The organism is Streptomyces sp. SolWspMP-5a-2, assembly GCF_900091845.1.
Classification (GTDB): Bacteria; Actinomycetota; Actinomycetes; order Streptomycetales; family Streptomycetaceae; genus Streptomyces; species Streptomyces doudnae.
Window position 1 is genome coordinate 12906 of the sequence record NZ_FMCI01000213.1, and the last position, 17839, is coordinate 30744.

Annotated in this window: 14 protein-coding genes; 6 read left to right on the forward strand and 8 right to left on the reverse strand. The window is 74.3% G+C overall.

The genetic code is table 11. The features are described 5' to 3' along the window. Nucleotides 1-141: 141 nt before the first annotated feature. Both GA0115242_RS21685 and GA0115242_RS21690 read right to left on the reverse strand, forming a co-directional pair. Nucleotides 142-1092, reverse strand: a complete 951-nt coding sequence (locus GA0115242_RS21685) for a lysylphosphatidylglycerol synthase transmembrane domain-containing protein (protein ID WP_093830986.1) — start codon at nucleotides 1090-1092, stop codon at nucleotides 142-144. Then, nucleotides 1089-2579 (reverse strand): hypothetical protein, encoded by a 1491-nt coding sequence (locus GA0115242_RS21690; RefSeq protein ID WP_093830988.1) that lies wholly within the window; start codon nucleotides 2577-2579, stop codon nucleotides 1089-1091. Before GA0115242_RS21690 ends, GA0115242_RS21685 begins: the two co-directional genes overlap by 4 nt. Nucleotides 2580-2748: 169 nt before the next feature. On the opposite strand from GA0115242_RS21690, the gene GA0115242_RS21695 reads away from it, so the two are divergent. Then, entirely contained in the window at nucleotides 2749-3405 is a 657-nt protein-coding gene (locus GA0115242_RS21695; protein WP_093830990.1) for a nucleoside/nucleotide kinase family protein, read from the forward strand. A gap of 13 nt (nucleotides 3406-3418) precedes the next feature. Here the strand turns inward: GA0115242_RS21695 and GA0115242_RS21700 are convergent, their stop codons facing one another. The 5 genes from GA0115242_RS21700 to GA0115242_RS21720 form a co-directional block, all read right to left on the reverse strand. Further along, entirely contained in the window at nucleotides 3419-5248 is a 1830-nt protein-coding gene (locus tag GA0115242_RS21700) for a hypothetical protein (RefSeq protein WP_093830992.1), read from the reverse strand. A gap of 7 nt (nucleotides 5249-5255) precedes the next feature. Further along, nucleotides 5256-6131: a carbohydrate ABC transporter permease gene (locus GA0115242_RS21705; RefSeq protein ID WP_093830994.1), complete on the reverse strand. Its 876-nt coding sequence runs from the start codon at nucleotides 6129-6131 to the stop codon at nucleotides 5256-5258. A 59-nt stretch (nucleotides 6132-6190) separates the two neighbouring features. Further along, nucleotides 6191-7168, reverse strand: coding sequence for a carbohydrate ABC transporter permease (locus tag GA0115242_RS21710; RefSeq protein ID WP_093830996.1), 978 nt, complete (start codon nucleotides 7166-7168; stop codon nucleotides 6191-6193). A gap of 47 nt (nucleotides 7169-7215) precedes the next feature. Further along, nucleotides 7216-8547, reverse strand: a complete 1332-nt coding sequence (locus GA0115242_RS21715) for an ABC transporter substrate-binding protein (protein WP_093830998.1) — start codon at nucleotides 8545-8547, stop codon at nucleotides 7216-7218. A gap of 271 nt (nucleotides 8548-8818) precedes the next feature. Continuing rightward, nucleotides 8819-9952 carry an ROK family transcriptional regulator gene (locus tag GA0115242_RS21720; RefSeq protein ID WP_256089503.1) on the reverse strand — a complete coding sequence of 378 codons (1134 nt, stop codon included), beginning with the start codon at nucleotides 9950-9952 and terminating at the stop codon, nucleotides 8819-8821. A 307-nt stretch (nucleotides 9953-10259) separates the two neighbouring features. On the opposite strand from GA0115242_RS21720, the gene GA0115242_RS21725 reads away from it, so the two are divergent. The 5 genes from GA0115242_RS21725 to GA0115242_RS21745 all read left to right on the forward strand — a co-directional run bounded on the left by GA0115242_RS21725 (nucleotide 10260) and on the right by GA0115242_RS21745 (nucleotide 17380). After that, a complete protein-coding gene (locus tag GA0115242_RS21725; protein WP_093831002.1) occupies nucleotides 10260-11168 on the forward strand; it encodes an N-acetylglucosamine kinase in 909 nt (302 codons plus the stop codon). Between the two features lie 607 nt (nucleotides 11169-11775). After that, the gene (locus tag GA0115242_RS21730) at nucleotides 11776-13716 is read left to right on the forward strand and encodes a phosphatase PAP2 family protein (RefSeq protein ID WP_093831004.1); all 1941 of its coding nucleotides are present in this window, start codon (nucleotides 11776-11778) and stop codon (nucleotides 13714-13716) included. An 86-nt stretch (nucleotides 13717-13802) separates the two neighbouring features. Continuing rightward, a complete protein-coding gene (locus GA0115242_RS21735) occupies nucleotides 13803-15488 on the forward strand; it encodes a phospholipid carrier-dependent glycosyltransferase (RefSeq protein ID WP_237549220.1) in 1686 nt (561 codons plus the stop codon). 99 nt (nucleotides 15489-15587) lie between these two features. Further along, nucleotides 15588-16511: a MurR/RpiR family transcriptional regulator gene (locus tag GA0115242_RS21740; protein WP_161353229.1), complete on the forward strand. Its 924-nt coding sequence runs from the start codon at nucleotides 15588-15590 to the stop codon at nucleotides 16509-16511. Nucleotides 16512-17005: 494 nt separating this feature from the next. After that, nucleotides 17006-17380, forward strand: coding sequence for a hypothetical protein (locus GA0115242_RS21745; protein ID WP_176729876.1), 375 nt, complete (start codon nucleotides 17006-17008; stop codon nucleotides 17378-17380). 160 nt (nucleotides 17381-17540) lie between these two features. On the opposite strand, the gene GA0115242_RS21750 is transcribed toward GA0115242_RS21745, so the two are convergent. Further along, the coding region (locus GA0115242_RS21750; RefSeq protein ID WP_176729877.1) for a peptidoglycan-binding protein at nucleotides 17541-17839 on the reverse strand (299 nt) is incomplete at its 5' end.

Consider the following 17839-nt stretch of genomic DNA (forward strand, 5'->3'; position numbering starts at 1 on the left):
GGCGGTCGCGGACGGCGACCTGATGCCATCGTCTCCCACCTGCGCATCATGTGCAGTAAAGGCGGCGGCAGACCTTCCCCATGGGAACGGCACGCCTTTCCCAACTGGAGGGAAAACCGGCGCCGCCGCCGGACGGCTTCCTCACAGCGCCCTGCGGCGCACCATCAGCCCCAGGACCGCGAGGCCGGGCAGCAGGGGCAGCCACACCGTCAGCAGCCGGTAGCCGAGCACCACGGAGGCCGCCCCCGCCGCCGACGCGCCGCCGAGGGTGAGGGCGAAGGCGAGCGCGGCGTCCAGCGAGCCGAAGCCGCCCGGGGTGGGCAGCAGGGCGGCGGCGCTGCTCGCGGCGAGGTACAGCAGCGTCACCCGCACCGGGCCGAGCGGCAGCTCCACGGCCTGGGTGACGCAGACCAGCACCAGGGAGTGCAGCAGCGCGAAGGCCAGCGATCCGCCCCAGAGCGCGGCCGCCCGGCGCGGGCACGCGTGCACGGCCCTGACGTCGGCCGACACCGCCGTCAGGGCGCGCTGGCAGCGCGGCCAGAGCCGGGTGCGCGGCACGGCGGCGAGCAGCGCGAGGCAGCCGAGGAGGACGGCGAGGACCGCGCCGGGCACGTGCGGCACCCGCAGGACACCGGGGCGGGCCAGCGCGAGGCCCGCGATCAGGACGCAGCGCACCACCGCGCCGGCGGTCGCCTTGACGGCGAGGGCGGTCGCCGAGCGGGCGGTGGACAGCCCGCAGCGGATCAGGAACCGGATGTTGACCGCGCCCGCGCCGAGCCCCACGGGCAGCAGGTGGTTGGCGCTGGAGGCGGCGAACTGGGCGGCCAGCAGCCGCCGTACGGGCAGTGGTTCCGCTACCGCGCCCTGCTGGGCGAGGGCGGCCGCGGCCCAGGTGCCGAGCGCGGCCGCGGCGGCGACCAGCAGCCAGCCGTGGTCGGCCCCGGCGAGCCTGCCCGCGCCGTCGGTGACGGCCGCCCAGTGCCTGCGGGCCAGGCAGACCGCGCCCGCCAGCAGGGCGAGGGCGAGCCCGATCTGCCAGTGGAGACGGCGGCGGCCGACGGCGGGGGCGGCCGCGGCGGGCGGCGCGCTCACCCCGTACCGCCCCGGGCCGGGGACGGCGCGACGTACAGGCGCTTGTCCGCGACGCGGTGGACGCTCCAGCCGCCCGCGTACTCCGGCCGGGGCGCGTCGGGCGAGGTGAGGGCGGCCACCGGCATCCGGTGGACGGCGTCCTCGATGGCGGCGCGGGTGGTGTTGGCGTTGTGGCCGCGGGTCGCCGCCGAGGAGCAGCGGGCGTAGAAGGCGACGGGGATGGCCTCGGGCCCGGCGAGCAGGCAGGGCGGACGCACCCCGAGCCGGTGCAGTTCCGCGGCGACGGCGGACCAGTCGCGGTGGGAGGCGGTGGTGTGCCGGACGGTGTTGCGCAGCACCGCGTACTGCACGGCGAGGTGCCCGGTCAGCGCGAGCGCGACGAGCGCCGCCGACCAGGTGCGCCGTCGTCCTGCGGCCGGTCCTGTCACGGTCAGGAGCAGGTCGGCGACGGGGACGGCGAGCAGCGCGTAGGCGGGCAGCAGGAAGCGGGGGGCCGCGTAGCCGATGAGGAAGAGGTAGGGGAAGGCGGCGGTGGCCGCGCAGGCGAGCGCGGCGAGGGTGGGCGCGGGGCGGCGGGCCCGGACGGCGACGGCGAGGGCGAGGGACGCCAACAGCGGCAGCGCGTACCACCAGAGGGTGACGGCGACGGCGGGCAGGCTGCCGGAACAGGGGCGGCACAGCGCCCGGCCGCCGAGGCTGCGGAGCTGGTCGACGACGGCGAGGTGCCAGCCGAGGCCGCCCTGGATGCTGGAGCCGTCGGCGAGGCGGCGGGCCGGGCCGCCGTAGCGGACGTACGCCTCGGCGATCCATTCGGCCGACCCGCAGACCAGTCCGAGGGCGAGCGGGGCGAGCGGGCGCCGCCGTCCGCGCGGCAGGGCGGCGGCGATCAGCGGCAGGGCGGCCCAGACGGCGTCGGTGGGGCGCATCCAGGCCATCAGGCAGACGGCGGCGGCGAGCCCCCACCAGGCGGCCCGGTCCCGGCGGTCGGCGCGGACCCGCAGCCAGCAGGCGACGGCGGCGAGCGCGCCGACGGCGACCCAGAAGTTCGGCATGGCCTGTGGGGCGTAGAAGAGGGTCACCCACAGGGTGGCGAAGAGGGCGCCGCCGAGGGCGACGACCCGGGGCGGGAACAGGGGCCGCCAGGTGCGCAGGGCCATGTAGAGGGCGAGTCCGGAGAGGACCGCCAGGTAGATCCTGAGCAGGGCGGTGGACGAGGACCAGGAGGCGACGGGCGCGACCAGCAGGGAGATGCCCCGGGCGCGCGGCGCGCTGAAGAAGGCGGCCGGCGCGTCGCCGCCGACCTGGCTGACGTACACGGTCTCGTCCCAGCCGAGGCCCATGTCCGGGCCCACCAGCAGGAGTTGGGCCAGGGTGAAGAGGGCGGCGAGCGTGCCGAGGAGGAGGTCGCCGCGCCCCCGCCCGGCGTGGCCCGTGCCGGGTGCGGTGCGCCGCGTCGCGGCGGGTCTCACGTCTGCGCTGTCGGTCATCATCCGTCCCTCACCCCCGGTCACCCGTAGGGGTAAAGGGGGGAATCGGGGAATTCGTTGCGGAACCCGCCGTAAGAACCTGGACAAAGTCAGGAACAAACTATCCCCAGTCCGGCGAAGGGGACGGCCGTTGTCGGCCGAACGGGTGAGGGCTGGCAGACTCGGCCGGGTGTCGCCGACCTTCGCCGAACTCCTCGTCCGTGCCCGCTCGCTCACCCGCCCCGACGGACCGCGCGCCGTCCTGGGGATCACCGGGAGCCCGGGGGCGGGCAAGTCGACGCTCGCCGAGCGGCTGGTGCGGGAGCTGAACGCGGACGGACCGCCGTGGGTGGCACAGGTGCCGATGGACGGCTTCCACCTGGCCGACGCGGAGCTCGACCGGCTGGGGCGGCGGGACCGCAAGGGGGCGCCCGACACGTTCGACGCGGCGGGGTACGCGGCGCTGCTGCGCAGGCTGCGGGAGGAGCAGGACGCGAGCGACGACGGCGGTGACGGCGTCGTCTACGCGCCCGGTTTCGAGCGGGTCCTGGAGCAGCCGCTCGCGGGCGCGGTGCCGGTGCCCGCGAGCGCCCGCCTGATCGTCACCGAGGGCAACTACCTGCTGCTGGACACCGGCCCGTGGCGGCGCGTGCGCGCCCAGCTCGACGAGGTGTGGTTCCGCGACCTCGACGAGCCGGAGCGCATCCGCCGTCTGGTGGCCCGGCACGAGGAGTTCGGCAAGGACCACGCGGCGGCGCTGGCGTGGGCGCGGGGCACCGACCAGCGCAACGCCGACCTGGTGGCGGCCACCCGGGACCGCGCCGACCTGGTCGTCCGCGGGGACTGACCGGCGCGGACGCTCAGCGGCGCAGGGTCAGCTCCGGTTCCCCGCACGCGTCGCCCGCCACCGGTCCGACGACGGCGGTGAAGGCGTCCGTGCGGACGGTGAGCCCGTCCTGGCCCGCGGTGACGGAGACCGTCAGCGGGTCGGCCGAGCCGTACCGGACCGCGAAGACGTGCAGGTCGGCCGGTCCCTCCGGGACGGGGTCCGCCTCCAGCGCCGTCGAGGAGACCAGGTGGCGCCAGCCCTCGTCCGGGTTGCCGTAGCCGCGCGGGTCGGCGGCGAGCGCGAACGCGGCCTGTTCCTGGGTCTGTGGGGCGCGGGCGTCGAAGTGGTCGGGGCCCCCGGCCGCGGGGTGGGTCAGCCGCAGCGGGCCCGCCGAGGCGACGGCGCCCTCGGCGACCCGGCGGACCCGGTCGCCGTCGTCGGCCGCGTACGGCATCCCGGCCAGCAGGTACGGGGAGCCGGGCAGCCGCTCCACGGCGACCGTCGTCCACAGGAGGGTGCCGTCGGTGACGTACAGCGATCTGACGTGGCGCAGCACGTGGTCGCGGCCGACGACGGGCTTGGTGACGAGCTTGCCGGTGAGTCCGTCGGCGCGCAGGTCGCGGACCCTGACCCGGCCCATCGGGCGGCTGAACAGGAACCCGTCGAGGACGGGTCCGAACCCGTGCTGGCGGTGGGTCGCGGCGGGCAGGTAGTAGGTGCCGCCCGCCTCGACGAGGGCCGGGGTCATCCGGTCGTCGAAGGCCACCGAGACGGCTCCGTCGCGCAGTTGGTGGCGGGTGGGCGCGGTGGCCGGGGTGCGGTGCCAGCGGCTGGTGTCCTGGATCTGCCAGACGAGCATCCAGGCGAAGTGGCCGTCGATGCCGCCGTCGGCCCTGACGGCGTGCCGCGCCCAGCGGGTGTCGCCCCGGTAGCGGCCGAGGTCGGCGCCGACGCGGGTGCCGAAGTAGCGCAGTCCCAGGACCGATTCGAACCCGGAGTGCTGTTCGCTGTAGCGGGGGCCGCCGTGGTCGAAGCCGCCCGTGGTGAGGCGGGCGTCGAGGTAGCGGGCGACGGCGTCGCCGTCCTCGGCGAAGACGTCCTCGCCGCTGACCCGGTGGGCCTGGGCGAGGAAGGAGAGGGAGATCGGGCCGTAGTTGTTGTCGTACGGGCCGCCGTGCTCGGGCGGCAGCAGGGCGCCCCGGTCGGCGAGCCGGTGGGCGCGGATCTCCTCCCGGTAGAGGGCCATGGCGCGGGCGCGGACCGACTCGCCCTCGGCGGGCGGGAGATGGGCGGCCAGCATGAGGCCGCCGACCACGCAGCCGATGGCCTGGTTGCCCGCCTCCTGCGGGTTGAAGAAGGTCGTCCGGGTCAGCCAGGTCCAGTAGCCGCGGCCCAACTCGACCAGCTCGGCGCGCTGTTCGTCGTCGACGAGTCCTTCGGTGGTGTCCAGCAGGTCGACGAGCTGGAGCAGCGCCCAGACCGTGGACGGCCAGTCGCCGATGGGGTGTTCGCCCGCGGCGAGGACGTAGCGGGCGTACGGGGTGCCGGAGTGACGCGTCCTGAGGTTGGGGTAGCCGGGGTTGTCGTCGCGGTGGACCCGCTCGCGCAGGTGGAAGGCGAGGCTGCGGCGGACCGCGTCGGGCAGCCGGGGGTCGCCGGAACGCTGCCAGGCCAGGGCGAGCAGCGAGGTGACGCCGAGGGAGGTGTCCCCGATGTCGTCGACGGCGTCGGGGTGTTCGAGACCGCCGTCCGGGGTCAGCCGGGCGAGGGCCTGTTCGGCGACGTCGGCGAGGACGGCGTCGTACGCCTCGGGGGTGTCGGGCAGGTCGTGCAGCGGGCCGCGCTGGTGGGGAAGGTGCACGGTGGGCTCAGCCCTTCATTCCGGAGGTGGCGAGACCTTCGACCAGCCTCTTCTGGAAGACGAGGAAGCAGACGAGGGTCGGCAGCAGCGCGAGGGTCGACATCGCGAACATGGCGCCGTAGGAGGAGCCGCTGGTCTTGTCGAGGAACAGGGTCAGGCCGAGGGGCACGGTGAAGCGGGCGTTCTGCTGGAGGTAGACGAGCTGGCTCAGGAAGTCGTCGTAGGTCCAGATGAAGGTGAAGATGGTGGTGGTGATCAGAGCGGGCCGCATCAGGGGCAGGATGATCTTCCAGTAGATCTGGAGGGGGTTGGCGCCGTCCATCATGGCCGCCTGGTCCAGCTCGCGCGGGATGGAGCGGATGAACTGCACCATCAGGAAGATGAAGAAGGCGTCCGTGGCGAGGAACTTGGGCACGATCAGCGGCATGAACGTGTTGATCCACGTCAGGTTGTAGAAGATCGTGTACTGCGGGATCAGGGTGGCCTGCATGGGCAGCATCAGGGTGCCGAGCATGACGCCGAACCAGATCCTCTTGCCCCGGAACTCGAAGCGGGCGAAGGCGTAGGCGGCGAGCGAGCAGGAGACGACGTTGCCGACGACCGCGCCGATCGACACGATCAGCGAGTTGGTGATGTACAGGGAGAAGGAGTTGCCCGAACCGCTCCAGCCCTCCGCGTAGTTGGCCGGGTTGAGCGCGTCGGGGATCAGCCCGGGGTGGGTGAAGATCTCGGTGTCGGGCTTGAGGGAGCTGCCGAGCATCCACAGCAGCGGGTAGAGCATGACGATCGCGACGCCGATGAGCAGCGTGTGGATCAGAGTGCGGCGCGGTCCGGTCAGCGAGCGCGGTCTGCGCGGCGACGGGTTCGGGGCGGTGGCGGACATGGGGTGTCGGGCTCCTCACGGGCGCTCGGGCGGGGCGGCGGCGGGCGGGTCGGTCGTCGTCAGTCGTCGTAGTGGACCCAGTAGCGGCCGGCGACGAAGTTGACCGCCGTGAAGCCGGCGATGACCAGGAAGAGCACCCAGGCCAGCGCGGAGGCGTATCCCATCTGGAGGTCGGTGAAGCCCTTCTTGTACAGGTACAGGGAGTAGAGCATCGTCGAGTTGAGCGGTCCGCCGGTGCCGTTGCTGACGACGAAGGCGGGGGTGAACGTCTTGAACGCGTCGATGATCTGGAGGACGACGTTGAAGAAGACGATCGGGGTCAGCAGCGGCAGGGTGATCCTGAAGAAGCGGGTGACGGGGCTCGCCCCGTCGATCGCCGCCGCCTCGTAGACGTCCTTGGGGAGTTGCTTGAGCCCGGCCAGGAAGATGACCATCGGCGTGCCGAACTGCCAGACGGCCAGCAGGACGAGGGTGTAGAGGGCGGTGTCGGGGCTGGATATCCAGTCCTGGCCGGTGATGCCGAACCAGCCGAGGACGTCGTTGAAGAGTCCGTCGCCGCCGAAGACCTGGCGCCAGACGATGGCGACGGCGACCGCGCCGCCGAGCAGCGACGGCAGGTAGAAGGCGGCCCGGTAGAGGCCGATGCCCCGCAGCGGCCGGTTGAGCAGGATGGCGACGCCGAGCGCGAGGGCCAGTTTGAGCGGGACGGAGACGACGACGTACAGCAGCGTGGCGCGCACCGAGTCCCAGAAGACCGGGTCCTCGGTGAACATCCGGTCGTAGTTCCCCGCGCCGATCCACTCGGGGGAGGTCAGCAGGTCGAACTTGGTGAACGACAGGTAGAGCGAGTCGAGCATCGGATAGATCGTGAGGCCGAACAGGCCCACGAACCAGGGGGCCAGGAAGACGTAGGGCCACCAGCCGCCGCCTCGCTTCCTGGCGAGCCTGCGCCGCATCCGTTCGCGTTCCCGCTCGTCGGACGGGGTCGCCGGGGCCGGCGGCTCCTTCACGACCTCGTCGGTCTGCGCGGTGGTCATACTCATCTCCCTGGCCCTCTCCCGGGTGGTTCGGTGGTGCGGCGCGATCAGGCGCTCAGGATGCCCGCGGCCTGGTCGAAGAACCGGCCGAGCTGCGACTTCACCGTTGTCCTGCCGAAGGCGATCGACAGGTTCGACTGGAACAGCAGGTCCCAGATCTGGTCGGCGCCCTGCGGCGGCGGCTGCGGCGCGTCGAGGACGTCCGACGCCTTGGCGACGCGCGAGGAGATGTGGTCGGCCATCGCCAGGTTGCGCCTGTCGGTGTCGTTCAGACCGGCCTTGATGAGGTCGCGGGCCTTCTCCGTCGGCGGGATGCCGCGCAGCAGCTGCATGTCCTTGATCGCCGTCGGGTCCTGGGCGAGGTAGGAGACGATCTTCACCGAGTCGGCGACCCGCTTGCTGGCCTTGGTGGCGCTCAGCAGGACACCGCCGTTGACGTAGTTGCCCTCGCGGGCGCCGGACCAGTCGCCCTGCGGGGTGGGCAGGAAGTCGAGGGTGGCGTCGGTGATCGAGCCGCCCGCGCCGTAGACACCGGTGTCGAAGGTGAACAGGGCCTTGCCGATGACGACCGCGTTCTTGGTGAGGTCGTTGTGGGCGGCGGAGGTGACGGCGGGCGGCGGGCAGGCGTCGGCCCTGCGCAGGTCGGCCCAGTACTCCCACCACTCCTGGAGGGTGTCCGAGGTGAAGCCGAGCTTCTTGCCGTCGGCGCTGAAGAGCTGCTCGCCCTTCTCCCGGGCGAAGATCTCGAAGGCCTGGAGGGCGCCGCCGCCGACGTCGTCGGTGCCGTAGATCTTCCCGCCGCTCTTCTTGTGGATGTCGACGGAGATCTTCTTCAGGTCGGCCCAGGTCCACTCCGGGTCGGGGAAGTCGAGGCCGAGCTTCTCCAGGCCGCTGCGGTTGACGGTGAGCTGGTTGACGCCGATGCCGGACGGGACGCCGTACAGCTTGCCGTCGACGGTGCCCGCGGCCAGCAGCGTCCTGGAGAAGCCGGTGAGGTCGAGGCTCTTGCCGACGTAGGAGTCGAGGGGCGCGAGGACACCCTTGCGGGCGTACTGGGCGACCAGCGCGGTGTCCATCTGGAGCAGGTCGGGGGCGCTGCCGCCGGCGACGTTGGTGTTGAACTTGTCGAAGTAGCCGTCGTAGCCGGAGTAGCGCTCCTCGATCTCTATCGCGGAGTTCTTCTTCTGGAACGCCGCCAGCGCCTTCTTGTAGGCGGCGTGCCGCTCGTCGCTGCCCCACCAGGTCATCGTGAGCCTGTCGTTGGCCGAGCCTGCGCCGGTGCCTCCGCCGCACGCGGTGAGCGCGCTGCCGAGCGCGCCAGCGGCGGCGAGACCGCTCGCGGTGCGGAAGAGGGTTCTGCGCGAGATCTGGTGACCCACCGGGTCCTCCCTGGATGTGCGTGACAGTCCCGGCCGGAACACGGCTCGGGTGCGGTCTGCTCGATGTGGCTCTCCGGGCGACGGTCTCGCCCGGACCGTCTCGCCCCTGTCGGGTGGAGTCCCCGGCCTCTCTGGGCCGCCGCCTCGCGAGCACGCCCTCGCGGGGTCGCCGTACGGCTGTCGCGTACCGGCGGGACGCTCACTCCGAGTCGGCGTCCCGGCCGACTTAGAAAGCGCTTGTCCGGACATTGGCAGACCGAGTCCGAGGGCGTCAATCCTTCGCCTGCGCGCCGTGGGTCACGTTTTGGACTCCCCTGGCCACGGCGAGCCGGGCCGCGCCCACCACCGTGCCGCTGTCCCCGACCTGGCTGCTGACGACCTCGGTGGGCCAGCTCAGCCGGTCCAGCTCGGCCCGCACCCCGGGCAGGAGCTGCGGGTCGGCGCCGGTGCTGCCGCCGAGCACCAGCAGCCCCGGGTCCAGGACGGCGGTGACCGCGGCGGCCAGCCTGCCCACGTCGGCCGCGTGCCCCTCGACGGCCGCGCGAGCGGCCCCCGCACCCCCGGCGGCCAGCGCGAAGAGGCCCTCGACGCTCTCCGGCGCGGGCCCCTCGTCCGCGGGCCACGCCTGCCGGGCGCGGCGCAGCAGGGAGTGGGCGCCGACGTACTCCTCCAGCGCCTCCCGCCGGGGCCTCCGGCCCTCGTCCCAGGGGTAGGGCAGCCGGGCCAGCTCGCCCGCGGCGCCGTTCGCGCCGCGCAGCACCCGGCCGTCGATGACGATGCCGAGGCCGACCCCGACGCCGATGCGCAGGTAGCCGAAGCTGTGCCTGCCCTGGGCCGCGCCCTCGTGGAGTTCGGCCAGCGCCGCGCAGTTGACGTTGTTCTCCAGGTGGACAGGGACGCCCGGCGGCAGCGCGACGGAGACCGCGTCGAAGACGGGTCCGCCCTTGGCGGTCGCCGGGCGCATGCCGGTGCCGGTGAGGTCGGGGGCGGTGACGTCGCCGACGGCCACCACGATGCTGCGCAGCGGGGCGCCCGCGGGCAGCGCGGCAAGGGCTTCCTGGACGGCGCCGGCGGCCCCCGCGCGGGTGCCGGTGACGTCGGCGAGGAGGGTGCCGTCCAGGGCGCAGCCGCGCACCAGGGTGCGGTGCGGGCCGAGATCGACGGCGAGGACGGCTCCCGCGGCCCGGCCGAGCGCGTAGACGGCGGCGGAGCGTCCGGTGCCGCTGGAGGCGGTGCCCGAGCAGGCGGCGAGCCCGGCTCCCTCCAGTTCGGCGACGGCGGACGACACCGTCGGCTTGGAGAGACCGGCGAGGCTCGCGAGTCTCGGCCGGGTCGCGCTGCCCGCCGCGGCCAGCACGGCGAAGACCGCGCCGGCGCTCTCGGTGAGGCGGGGGGCCTCCGCCACGACGTGTTCCACAGTTCCCCCACGGGTCAGGGGCCGCGCTCCCCCGGTGGTCGCGGGGAGGCGGCGATGGATGCCCTCGCGTCGCGAACACCCGTCGGGTCGGCCCGGAAAGAGGTTCCGGGGGCGGGTGTGCGACGACTCTTGACGCACTGTACTTCGTTAGTTAACTTCCTAACGAACTACACGGTACGCGTCCGCCGTGATCCGCACGAGGCCCGTCCCGGGGCTTCCCTACTTCCCCGACTCCCGTTCCGCCGGGCACGGTTCGCCACCGTTCGCTGCCGTGCGCGACGACGAAAGAGGATCCGTGCAGGAGACATCACCCGGGCCTCCGCTCGCGGTCGGGATCGACGTGGGCGGCACCAAGACCCACCTCCGCGCGGCGACGGCCGACACCGCCGTCGCCGACCTGGTCCGTCCCAGCACCGGTTGGCGGCCGCACGACCCGGCCGCCGCCGCGCGGTGGCTCGCCGCGCTGGTCGCCGACGCGCTCCCCGCGGGCGTCCGTCCGGCGGCGGTGGCCGTCGGCGGTCACGCCTGCGAGACCCCGCGCCAGTGCGCGGGGATCCGCGCCGCCCTGGAACAGCGCCTCGGCGTGCCCGCGCGTGTCGTGGGCGATGCCGAACTCCTCGTCCCCGCCGCCGGACTCGACCGGGGCGTCGGCCTGGTGGCCGGTACCGGTTCGGTCGCCGTGGGCACGCTGCCCGACGGCGTCCCGGTCCAGGTCGGCGGCTGGGGCGCGGTCCTCGGCGACGAGGGGGGCGCGGCCGGTCTGGTGCGGGAGGCGGCACGCGCGGTGTTGGCCGCGCACGACCGCGGCGAGGCTCCCGACGCGCTCGCCCGCGGGCTCGTCGAGGCGTTCTCGGTCGCCGAGGTACCGGCGCTCGGTGACGCCCTGGAGGCCGCGTCCGACGTCTCCGCCGAGTGGGGGCGGCACTCCCCCGTGGTCTTCGCCGCCGCCGGGGCGGGTTCCTTTCTCGCCGCGGCCGTGATCGCCGACGCGGGCCGCGCGCTGGCCGCCCTCGTCGGACGGCTCGCCGTGCGCGGGGTGGTGGTGGACGACGTGGTGGTGGCGGGCGGCACGGTGCTCGCGCAGCCGCCGCTGTACACGGCGTTCACCGACGCCCTGGCCCGCTCGGTCCCGTCGGCCCGGCCGCGTCCGCTGCGGGTGCCGCCGGTCGAGGGCGCGCTGACACTGGCCCGCGCACTCCTGTGACCCCGGGCGGCCGGAACCGTCCGCCCGCGGGCCGCAACTCCCCTGTTTTTCCTGGCCGGTGACCGTCACACCGGCCGACGCCGCGATCGCCGGGCGGGGCGCAATGGTCCCGGCGGGGCGGCCGGGGCGTTGAGGACACCGGCCCTGGTGGGGGAACCGCCGGGCCGGGCACACCGGTTCCGGCGCAGCAACAGCTCCACCAGAGACACCAGTTGCGGCGGGCCGAGCACCACACACCTGTTCCGACGGACCGACCGCAACGCTGAGCCCACCAGCGCCGGTGGGGCAACCGCCGTACCGGAAAACCCAGTTCAGCGGGCCGACCACCACGCCGGGCGCACCTGTTCCCGTGGCGAAGGCGGCGCCGTCCTGTCTCGTCCCGCCCGCGCGCCCGTAGTCCCTCGCGGGTCGCGATCGTCCCCACTCCGCACGCACCGTCTGTCTGACCGGCCGCTCCTCACGCACCGTGTGCACCACCTTCCGTCCCTCACGCAGCGTGTGCCTCACCGTCCGTCCCTCACGCACCGTGTGTGGCCGGCCGCTCCTCACCCACCGTGTGTCCCCGTGTCCCTCCGGGCCCGGGTTCCGTCTCACGAGAGGTCACCGCATGTCGTCATCCGTCCGGCCCCCGTCCGTCACGCCGACCGCGCACCCCGGTGTCGGCCGACGGGGGTTCCTCGCGGCCTCGTTGGGCGCCACCGGGGTGCTGGCCGCGCCCACCCTGGTCTCCTGGGCGGCCGCCCCGCGCGCCGGGGCCGCCCCGGGCGCGCTGCCCGCCGCCTTCGTCGACGACTACCGCAGCAACGTCCTCGCCCACCTCACGCCCGAGACCAACGCGGTCGTCCGCGTCCTCGGCGGGATGGCGCGGGTGTGGCGGCCGGGCGCCACGTGGGACACCGGTACCGCGCTGGACCGCGAGCTGCTGCGCGCCAACGTGCGCCACTCGGTGCGGGTCACCGCCGCCCGCACCGAGGCGCAGGCCGAGGAGGCGTTCGTCTACGACCGCCAGCACCAGAGCTACGCGATGATCGCCGGGCTCGGGCCGCTGGCCGGTCCCTATCTGGCCGGTTCGCTGGCCGTCACGTCGATCACCGGGGCGCCGCAGGGGACACCCCCGACGACCGTCAGCGACGCGGTGCCCGCCGACGCGCCCGCCGGTTCCGCCCTGGGCGCGGGCTCGCACGACGCGGCGCTCGGCAAGGTGGCCGAACTGGTCGACACCGTGCGCGGCCCGTACGCCTCGGGCAACCCCGCCAAGTACGCCTTCCAGTACCCCCGGCCGTGGCGGCTCGACGCGGACAGCCGGGTCGTCGACACGGGCCGCACGGACGCCCTCGGCTACCCCGTCCACGACTCGGAGGTGGTCGTCGCGCCCCAGCTGCTGCGCCAGCGCGGCACCGCCCCGGCCGACGACGGCGGCTTCCCCAGCGGGCACACCAACGCCTTCCACCTGGCCGCGCTCGCCTACGCGTACGCGGTGCCCGAACGGTTCCAGGAGCTGGTGACCCGCGCCCTGGAGCTGAGCGACACCCGGATCGTGGCGGGCATGCACTCCGCCCTGGACGTCGTCGGCGGCCGGATCATGGCGACCGCGCTGGCCGCGGCCGCCCTCGCCGACCCGGCCAACGCGGCGCTCAAGTCCGCGGCCCGCGCGCAGGCGCTCGCCTGCTTCACCGAGCGCACCGGCACCACCGCCGACACCCTCCCCGCGCACGCCCGCGCGGCCCGCCCCGGCACCGACCCGTACGCCGACCGGGCCGCCAACGCCCGCGCCAACCGCCCCCGGTTGACGTACGTGCAGACCCGGCGGGGCCCCAGCAGGCCGCTGACCGTGCCGAAGGGCGCCGAGGTGCTGCTGGAGACCAGGCAGCCGTACCTGAGCGCGGCCCAGCGGCGCGAGGTGCTGCGGTCCACGGCGCTCCCCTCCGGGTACCGGCTCCTGGACGGCTTCGAGGAGTGGGGCAGGCTCGACCTGTTCACGGCGGCGGACGGCTACGGCTCCTTCGCGTCCGACGTGACGGTCACCCTGGAGTCGGCGGCGGGCGGCCTCGGCGCGGCGGACGCCTGGCGCAACGACATCGACGGCCCCGGCGGACTCACCAAGCGGGGCACCGGCACCCTGACCCTCACCGGCCGCAACACCTACACCGGCACCACCGCGGTCCTGGCCGGGACCCTGGTCGCGGACGGCGAGCACGCGCTCGGCCACGGGGACGTCCGGGTGACGGGCGGGGCGCTGAGGCTCCCGGGGCCGGTGCGGGTGCGCGGCGTGTACGCGCAGGAGTCGGCGGCCCTGGAGGTCGCGGTGCCGGGCGAGGGCCGCGGCGCGCTCGTCAGCGTGGCCCGGCGGGCGGTGCTCGGCGCGGACGCCGTCCTGACCCTGTCGGTCGGCTCCGGGCGGCCCCCGGCGCCGGGCACGGTGGTGCGGGTGCTGTCCGCGCCCGCGCTGCGCGGCCGGTTCGCGCGGATCGAGGTGAACTCCGACCGGCTGCGGGCCGTACCCGTCTACACGGCGGACGGTCTGTCGGTACGACTCGTGAAGCGGTGACACCCCGGCGGCGGGAGCCGGTGCGACAGTGACCCCATGGACAGGGTCGGGATCGCTCCCGCCGCCCCGGCGGCAGCGCGGGGCGGATGATGGCGCACGAACAACCAGCGGTCCTGGACGCCGGGACCCGCGACGACCAGGACCACCCGCCCGCCCCGCGCCCGCGCCGCTCCCCGCGCCGTCTGCTGCTTCCGCTGCTGGTCGCCGCGCTGCTCGCGCAGATGGCGGTGGCGATGGTGACGACGGCGGTGGCCCAGACCCCGACCATCGACGAGCCGGTGTACGTGGGCACCGCCGCCGACTACCTGCGCGAGCACCGGCTGCGTCTGAACCCCGAACACCCGCCGCTGGGCAAGCTGGTGATCGCGGCCGGGGTGGCCCTCGCGGACCCGCACGTCGACACCGGGTTCCGGGGCGACCAGGGCGCGTTCGGACGGCATCTGCTGTACGAGTCGGGCAACGACCCCTGGCGGCTGATGCTCTGGGCCCGCCTCCCGGTGATCGCGCTGACCCTGCTGTGCGGGCTGGTGGTGTTCGCGTTCGCGCGGGAGGTCGCGGGCGCCGCGGCGGGCGCGGTGGCGCTGGCCCTGTACACCTTCTCCCCCGACCTCGTCGCGCACGGGTCCCTCGCCACGCTGGACGTACCGGCGGCCGGTCTCACCCTGACGTCGGTGTGGCTGCTGTGGCGGGCGCGGGAGCGGCCCAGGCCGTGGCCGGTGCTGGTGGGGGCGGGGGCCGCGTTCGGGGCGGCGGCGGCCGTCAAGATGAGCGTGCTGCCCGCCTTCCCCGTGGTCCTCGCGCTGGCCGCCGTGTCGGTGTCCCGCTCCGGTGCGCCGCGGGGGCGGGCCGCGGGGGCACGGGCGGCGCGGGGAACGGCCGTCGTGGCGGTGGCCGCCGTCGCCGTGGTCTGGCTGTCGTACCTCGCGGTCGACCCGCTGCTGCGGTGGTCGCCCGGCGACCAGGTGCCCGCCGTGCACGGGCTGCGGGGGCTGCTCGTCGATCTGATGCCGTTCCCCGAGGCGTACCGCGACGGCATGCGGGTGCAGTTCGGGCTGGAGAACCGCCCCTGGGAGGGGTTCCTGTTCGGGCGTCTGTACACCGGATCGCTCTGGTACTACCTGCCGGCCGCGCTGCTGGTGAAGACCCCGCTCGGGATGCTCGCGCTGTGGGCGGCGGGCGCCGTCGTGCTGCTGCGGAGCGCCCGGCTGCGACCGGCCGCGCCGTACGTGCTGGTGCCGCCCGCGGTGCTGCTGCTGGCGGCGATGCAGGGCACCCGGGACTTCGGGACCCGGTACGCGCTGTTCGTGCCGATGTTCCTGGCCGTCGCGGCGGGCTGCGTGCTCGTGGCGCGGGCCCGGTGGGCGGTGGTCGCGGCCGGGGCGCTGGTGCTGTGCACGGCCGTCAGCTCGGTGCGCACGTACCCCTTCTATCTGCCGTACTCCAACGAAGCGTTCGGCGGTCCCGCGCAGACCAGGCTGCGGCTGCACGACTCCAACGTGGACTGGGGCCAGGACCTCGGCAGGCTCGCGGACCGGCTGCGCGAGCGCTACCCGGGCGAGCGGGTCTGGCTGGTCTACAAGGGCAGCGGGGTCCCGTCCTACTACGGCATCGACGCCGGCGATCCGCGCACCGTCCCGGTGCGGGAGGTGCACGGGTTGCTGGTGGTGTCGGACTCGGCGGCGGCCAAGGCGCGCGGGCGCCTCGCGGAGCTGCTCGACAGCAGCAGACCGATCGACGACGTCGGGCACTCGATCACCGTCTACCGCAGGTGAGAGGGGTGCCGGCGGTCCGGCCGTGGCCCGGGAGCGGCCCTGTCGGAGACGGTGTGTGGGCTATGTTGAGACACTGTGGGAGACAAAGAAGGCGCACCGGTGTCGTCGCCGCAGCAGGCTCGGGCGCAGGCGTCCGCGATCACTTCGGGCAAGTCCGTGCCGGAGGCGGAGCCGTCCCCGACGTCCCGGCTGCGGGCCCTCTTCGACCGGCCGCAACTGTCCCCCGGGCAGCGGCGGATCGCCCAGTACCTGATCGAGCACATCACCGAGGCCGCGTTCCTCTCGATCACCGACCTCGCCGAGCGGGTCGGGGTCAGCCAGCCCTCCGTGACGCGGTTCGCGGGCGCGGTCGGCTTCAGCGGCTACCCCGCGCTGCGGGAGCGCCTCCAGGCGATCGCCCTGGGCACGCTGGCCGCGGGTCCCGGCGCCGCCGAGGAGGCGGGCGGCAACGAGCTCCAGGCGGCGGTCGACGCCGAGCTGGAGAACCTGGAGAACCTGCGGCGCGACTTCGCCGACCCCGACCGGCTCATCGCGGTGGGCCGCGAGCTGTCGGCCTCGACCCCGCTGACCGTCCTCGGCCTGCGCATCTCCGCGTCCCTCGCCGAGTACTTCGCCTACGCCGCCCGCCGTATCCATCCCGACGTACGGCTGGTGACACGCAGCGGCAGCGTCGCCTACGACGCGCTCCTCCAGTCGCGGGAGGCGGGCGGCACCTGGCTGCTGGCGTTCTCGATGCCCCGGCACGCCCAGGAGACCCTGACGGCGGTGCGGGTGGCGCGCAGCGCGGGGCTGCGGGTGGCCCTGATCACCGATCTCGCCCTGGGTCCGGTGGCCGACGAGGCCGACGTCACCTTCGCCTCAGGCACCGGCTCCCGGCTGGTCTTCGACTCCTACGCGGCGCCCGGGGTGATGGCCGCCGCGCTGCTCCAGGCCATGACAGACGCCGACCCGGAACGGACGCAGGCCCGTCTGGAGGAGTACGAGCAGGTCTCCGACCAGCACCAGTTCTTCCTGCGCGACTGATCCCCCCGGCGCGGACGACGCGCGGGAACGGTCGGGGCGCTCGGCGCGACGGGTGACCGGCGGGCGGGAATCCCCTGACGCCCCTCCACCTCGGCACGGCATAGGCGGATCAATGCCAACAAAGCACGCATGAATGTTTTCATACGCCTTGCAAACCGATCGGCATATATAAATACTGCTCACGGATCCCGCACCGGTCGGCTCCGGGACGTGATCCTGCACCCCCGTCCCCTCAGCCGACGCGCCCGCCCGCAGAAAGCCGACGATCCGCCCATGCGCCCGCACCACCCTCCGCAGCGCCGGCCTCGTCAACGCCCCTGCCTCCGGGCCCCCGCACGGACACCCCCGGCCGCCGTCTCCTACCCGCGTCGGCACCCGGGGGTCTCCCACAGGGCCTCGCCACGGCGAGCGCCCTTGGCGGCCCCGGCCATCCCCTGGGCCGGGGCCGCCCGCCCCCGTCGGACCACCCCACACGACGCCGCACCCCGGAAGCGATGATCATGCACCTGACGACGACGCGCATCAGCCCGGACTGGCCGTGCCAGGTCAAGACGCCCGGTTCCTACGACTGGGAGCGCTCGGCGGCCAAGTGGCTGCGCGACCTCGTACCGGCGCGCTACGCGAGCTACCCCGCGCTCATCCGCCACCCGGTGCTGCTCGCGCGCCACGCCCAGATCCAGGTCCAGCACGAGATCCGGGTGGCCCGCACCGCGCTCCAGACCGCCCGCGCCGACCTCCCCGCCCTCGGCCTCCCCGAGTCGGTCATCGAACACACCATCAAGCTGTACGCGGCCGAGGTGCTCCAGCTCCAGCACATCGCCCGCAGCGTCCGCGCGGTCACCGGCGCCCTGGTCGACAACGGCCGCTGACCCGGCCCCGAGCCGTCAGGCCGCTGGCCAAGTCCCGAGCCGTCACACGCCCTCTCCCCCCGGACCAATTCCCGTTCGGCACAGAGGCTTTGGGACAACCCCCGTTCCACGTTCTCCCGGGCACGCCCCCATCTACTTGCTGCCCGGCCCATCCGCACCGCTAGCCCTGCCCGGTCCTTGACTCCAGGGACTGGCGGGTGTCGTCGCCGTAGACGCCGTTCTCGTCGCCGCGGACGCCGTACCAGAGCTGGAAGCGGGCCACCGCCTCGGTGAGCGTCGCGTCGTAGGTCCCGGCGGTCGACCCGTTCTCGTAGACGTTCGGGATCTTCAGCAACCGCCGCTGGAGATCGGCCACTTCGGGTCCGCTGTCGCCCTCGCGGAGCGTGCCCTCGCCGTCCGGGTCCACCGGCGCCGACGCGGTGGGCGTGGCCGCGGGGTGGGCGTGCGCGGGGGCCGACG

Bases quoted from the DNA above. Each gene is read 5' to 3' on its own strand.
- GA0115242_RS21745 (WP_176729876.1), top strand. From the start codon at position 17,006: ATGATCATGCACCTGACGACGACGCGCATCAGCCCGGACTGGCCGTGC.
- GA0115242_RS21730 (WP_093831004.1), top strand. From the start codon at position 11,776: ATGTCGTCATCCGTCCGGCCCCCGTCCGTCACGCCGACCGCGCACCCC.
- GA0115242_RS21705 (WP_093830994.1), bottom strand. From the start codon at position 6,131: ATGTCCGCCACCGCCCCGAACCCGTCGCCGCGCAGACCGCGCTCGCTG.
- GA0115242_RS21710 (WP_093830996.1), bottom strand. From the start codon at position 7,168: ATGACCACCGCGCAGACCGACGAGGTCGTGAAGGAGCCGCCGGCCCCG.
- GA0115242_RS21735 (WP_237549220.1), top strand. From the start codon at position 13,803: ATGATGGCGCACGAACAACCAGCGGTCCTGGACGCCGGGACCCGCGAC.
- GA0115242_RS21690 (WP_093830988.1), bottom strand. From the start codon at position 2,579: ATGACCGACAGCGCAGACGTGAGACCCGCCGCGACGCGGCGCACCGCA.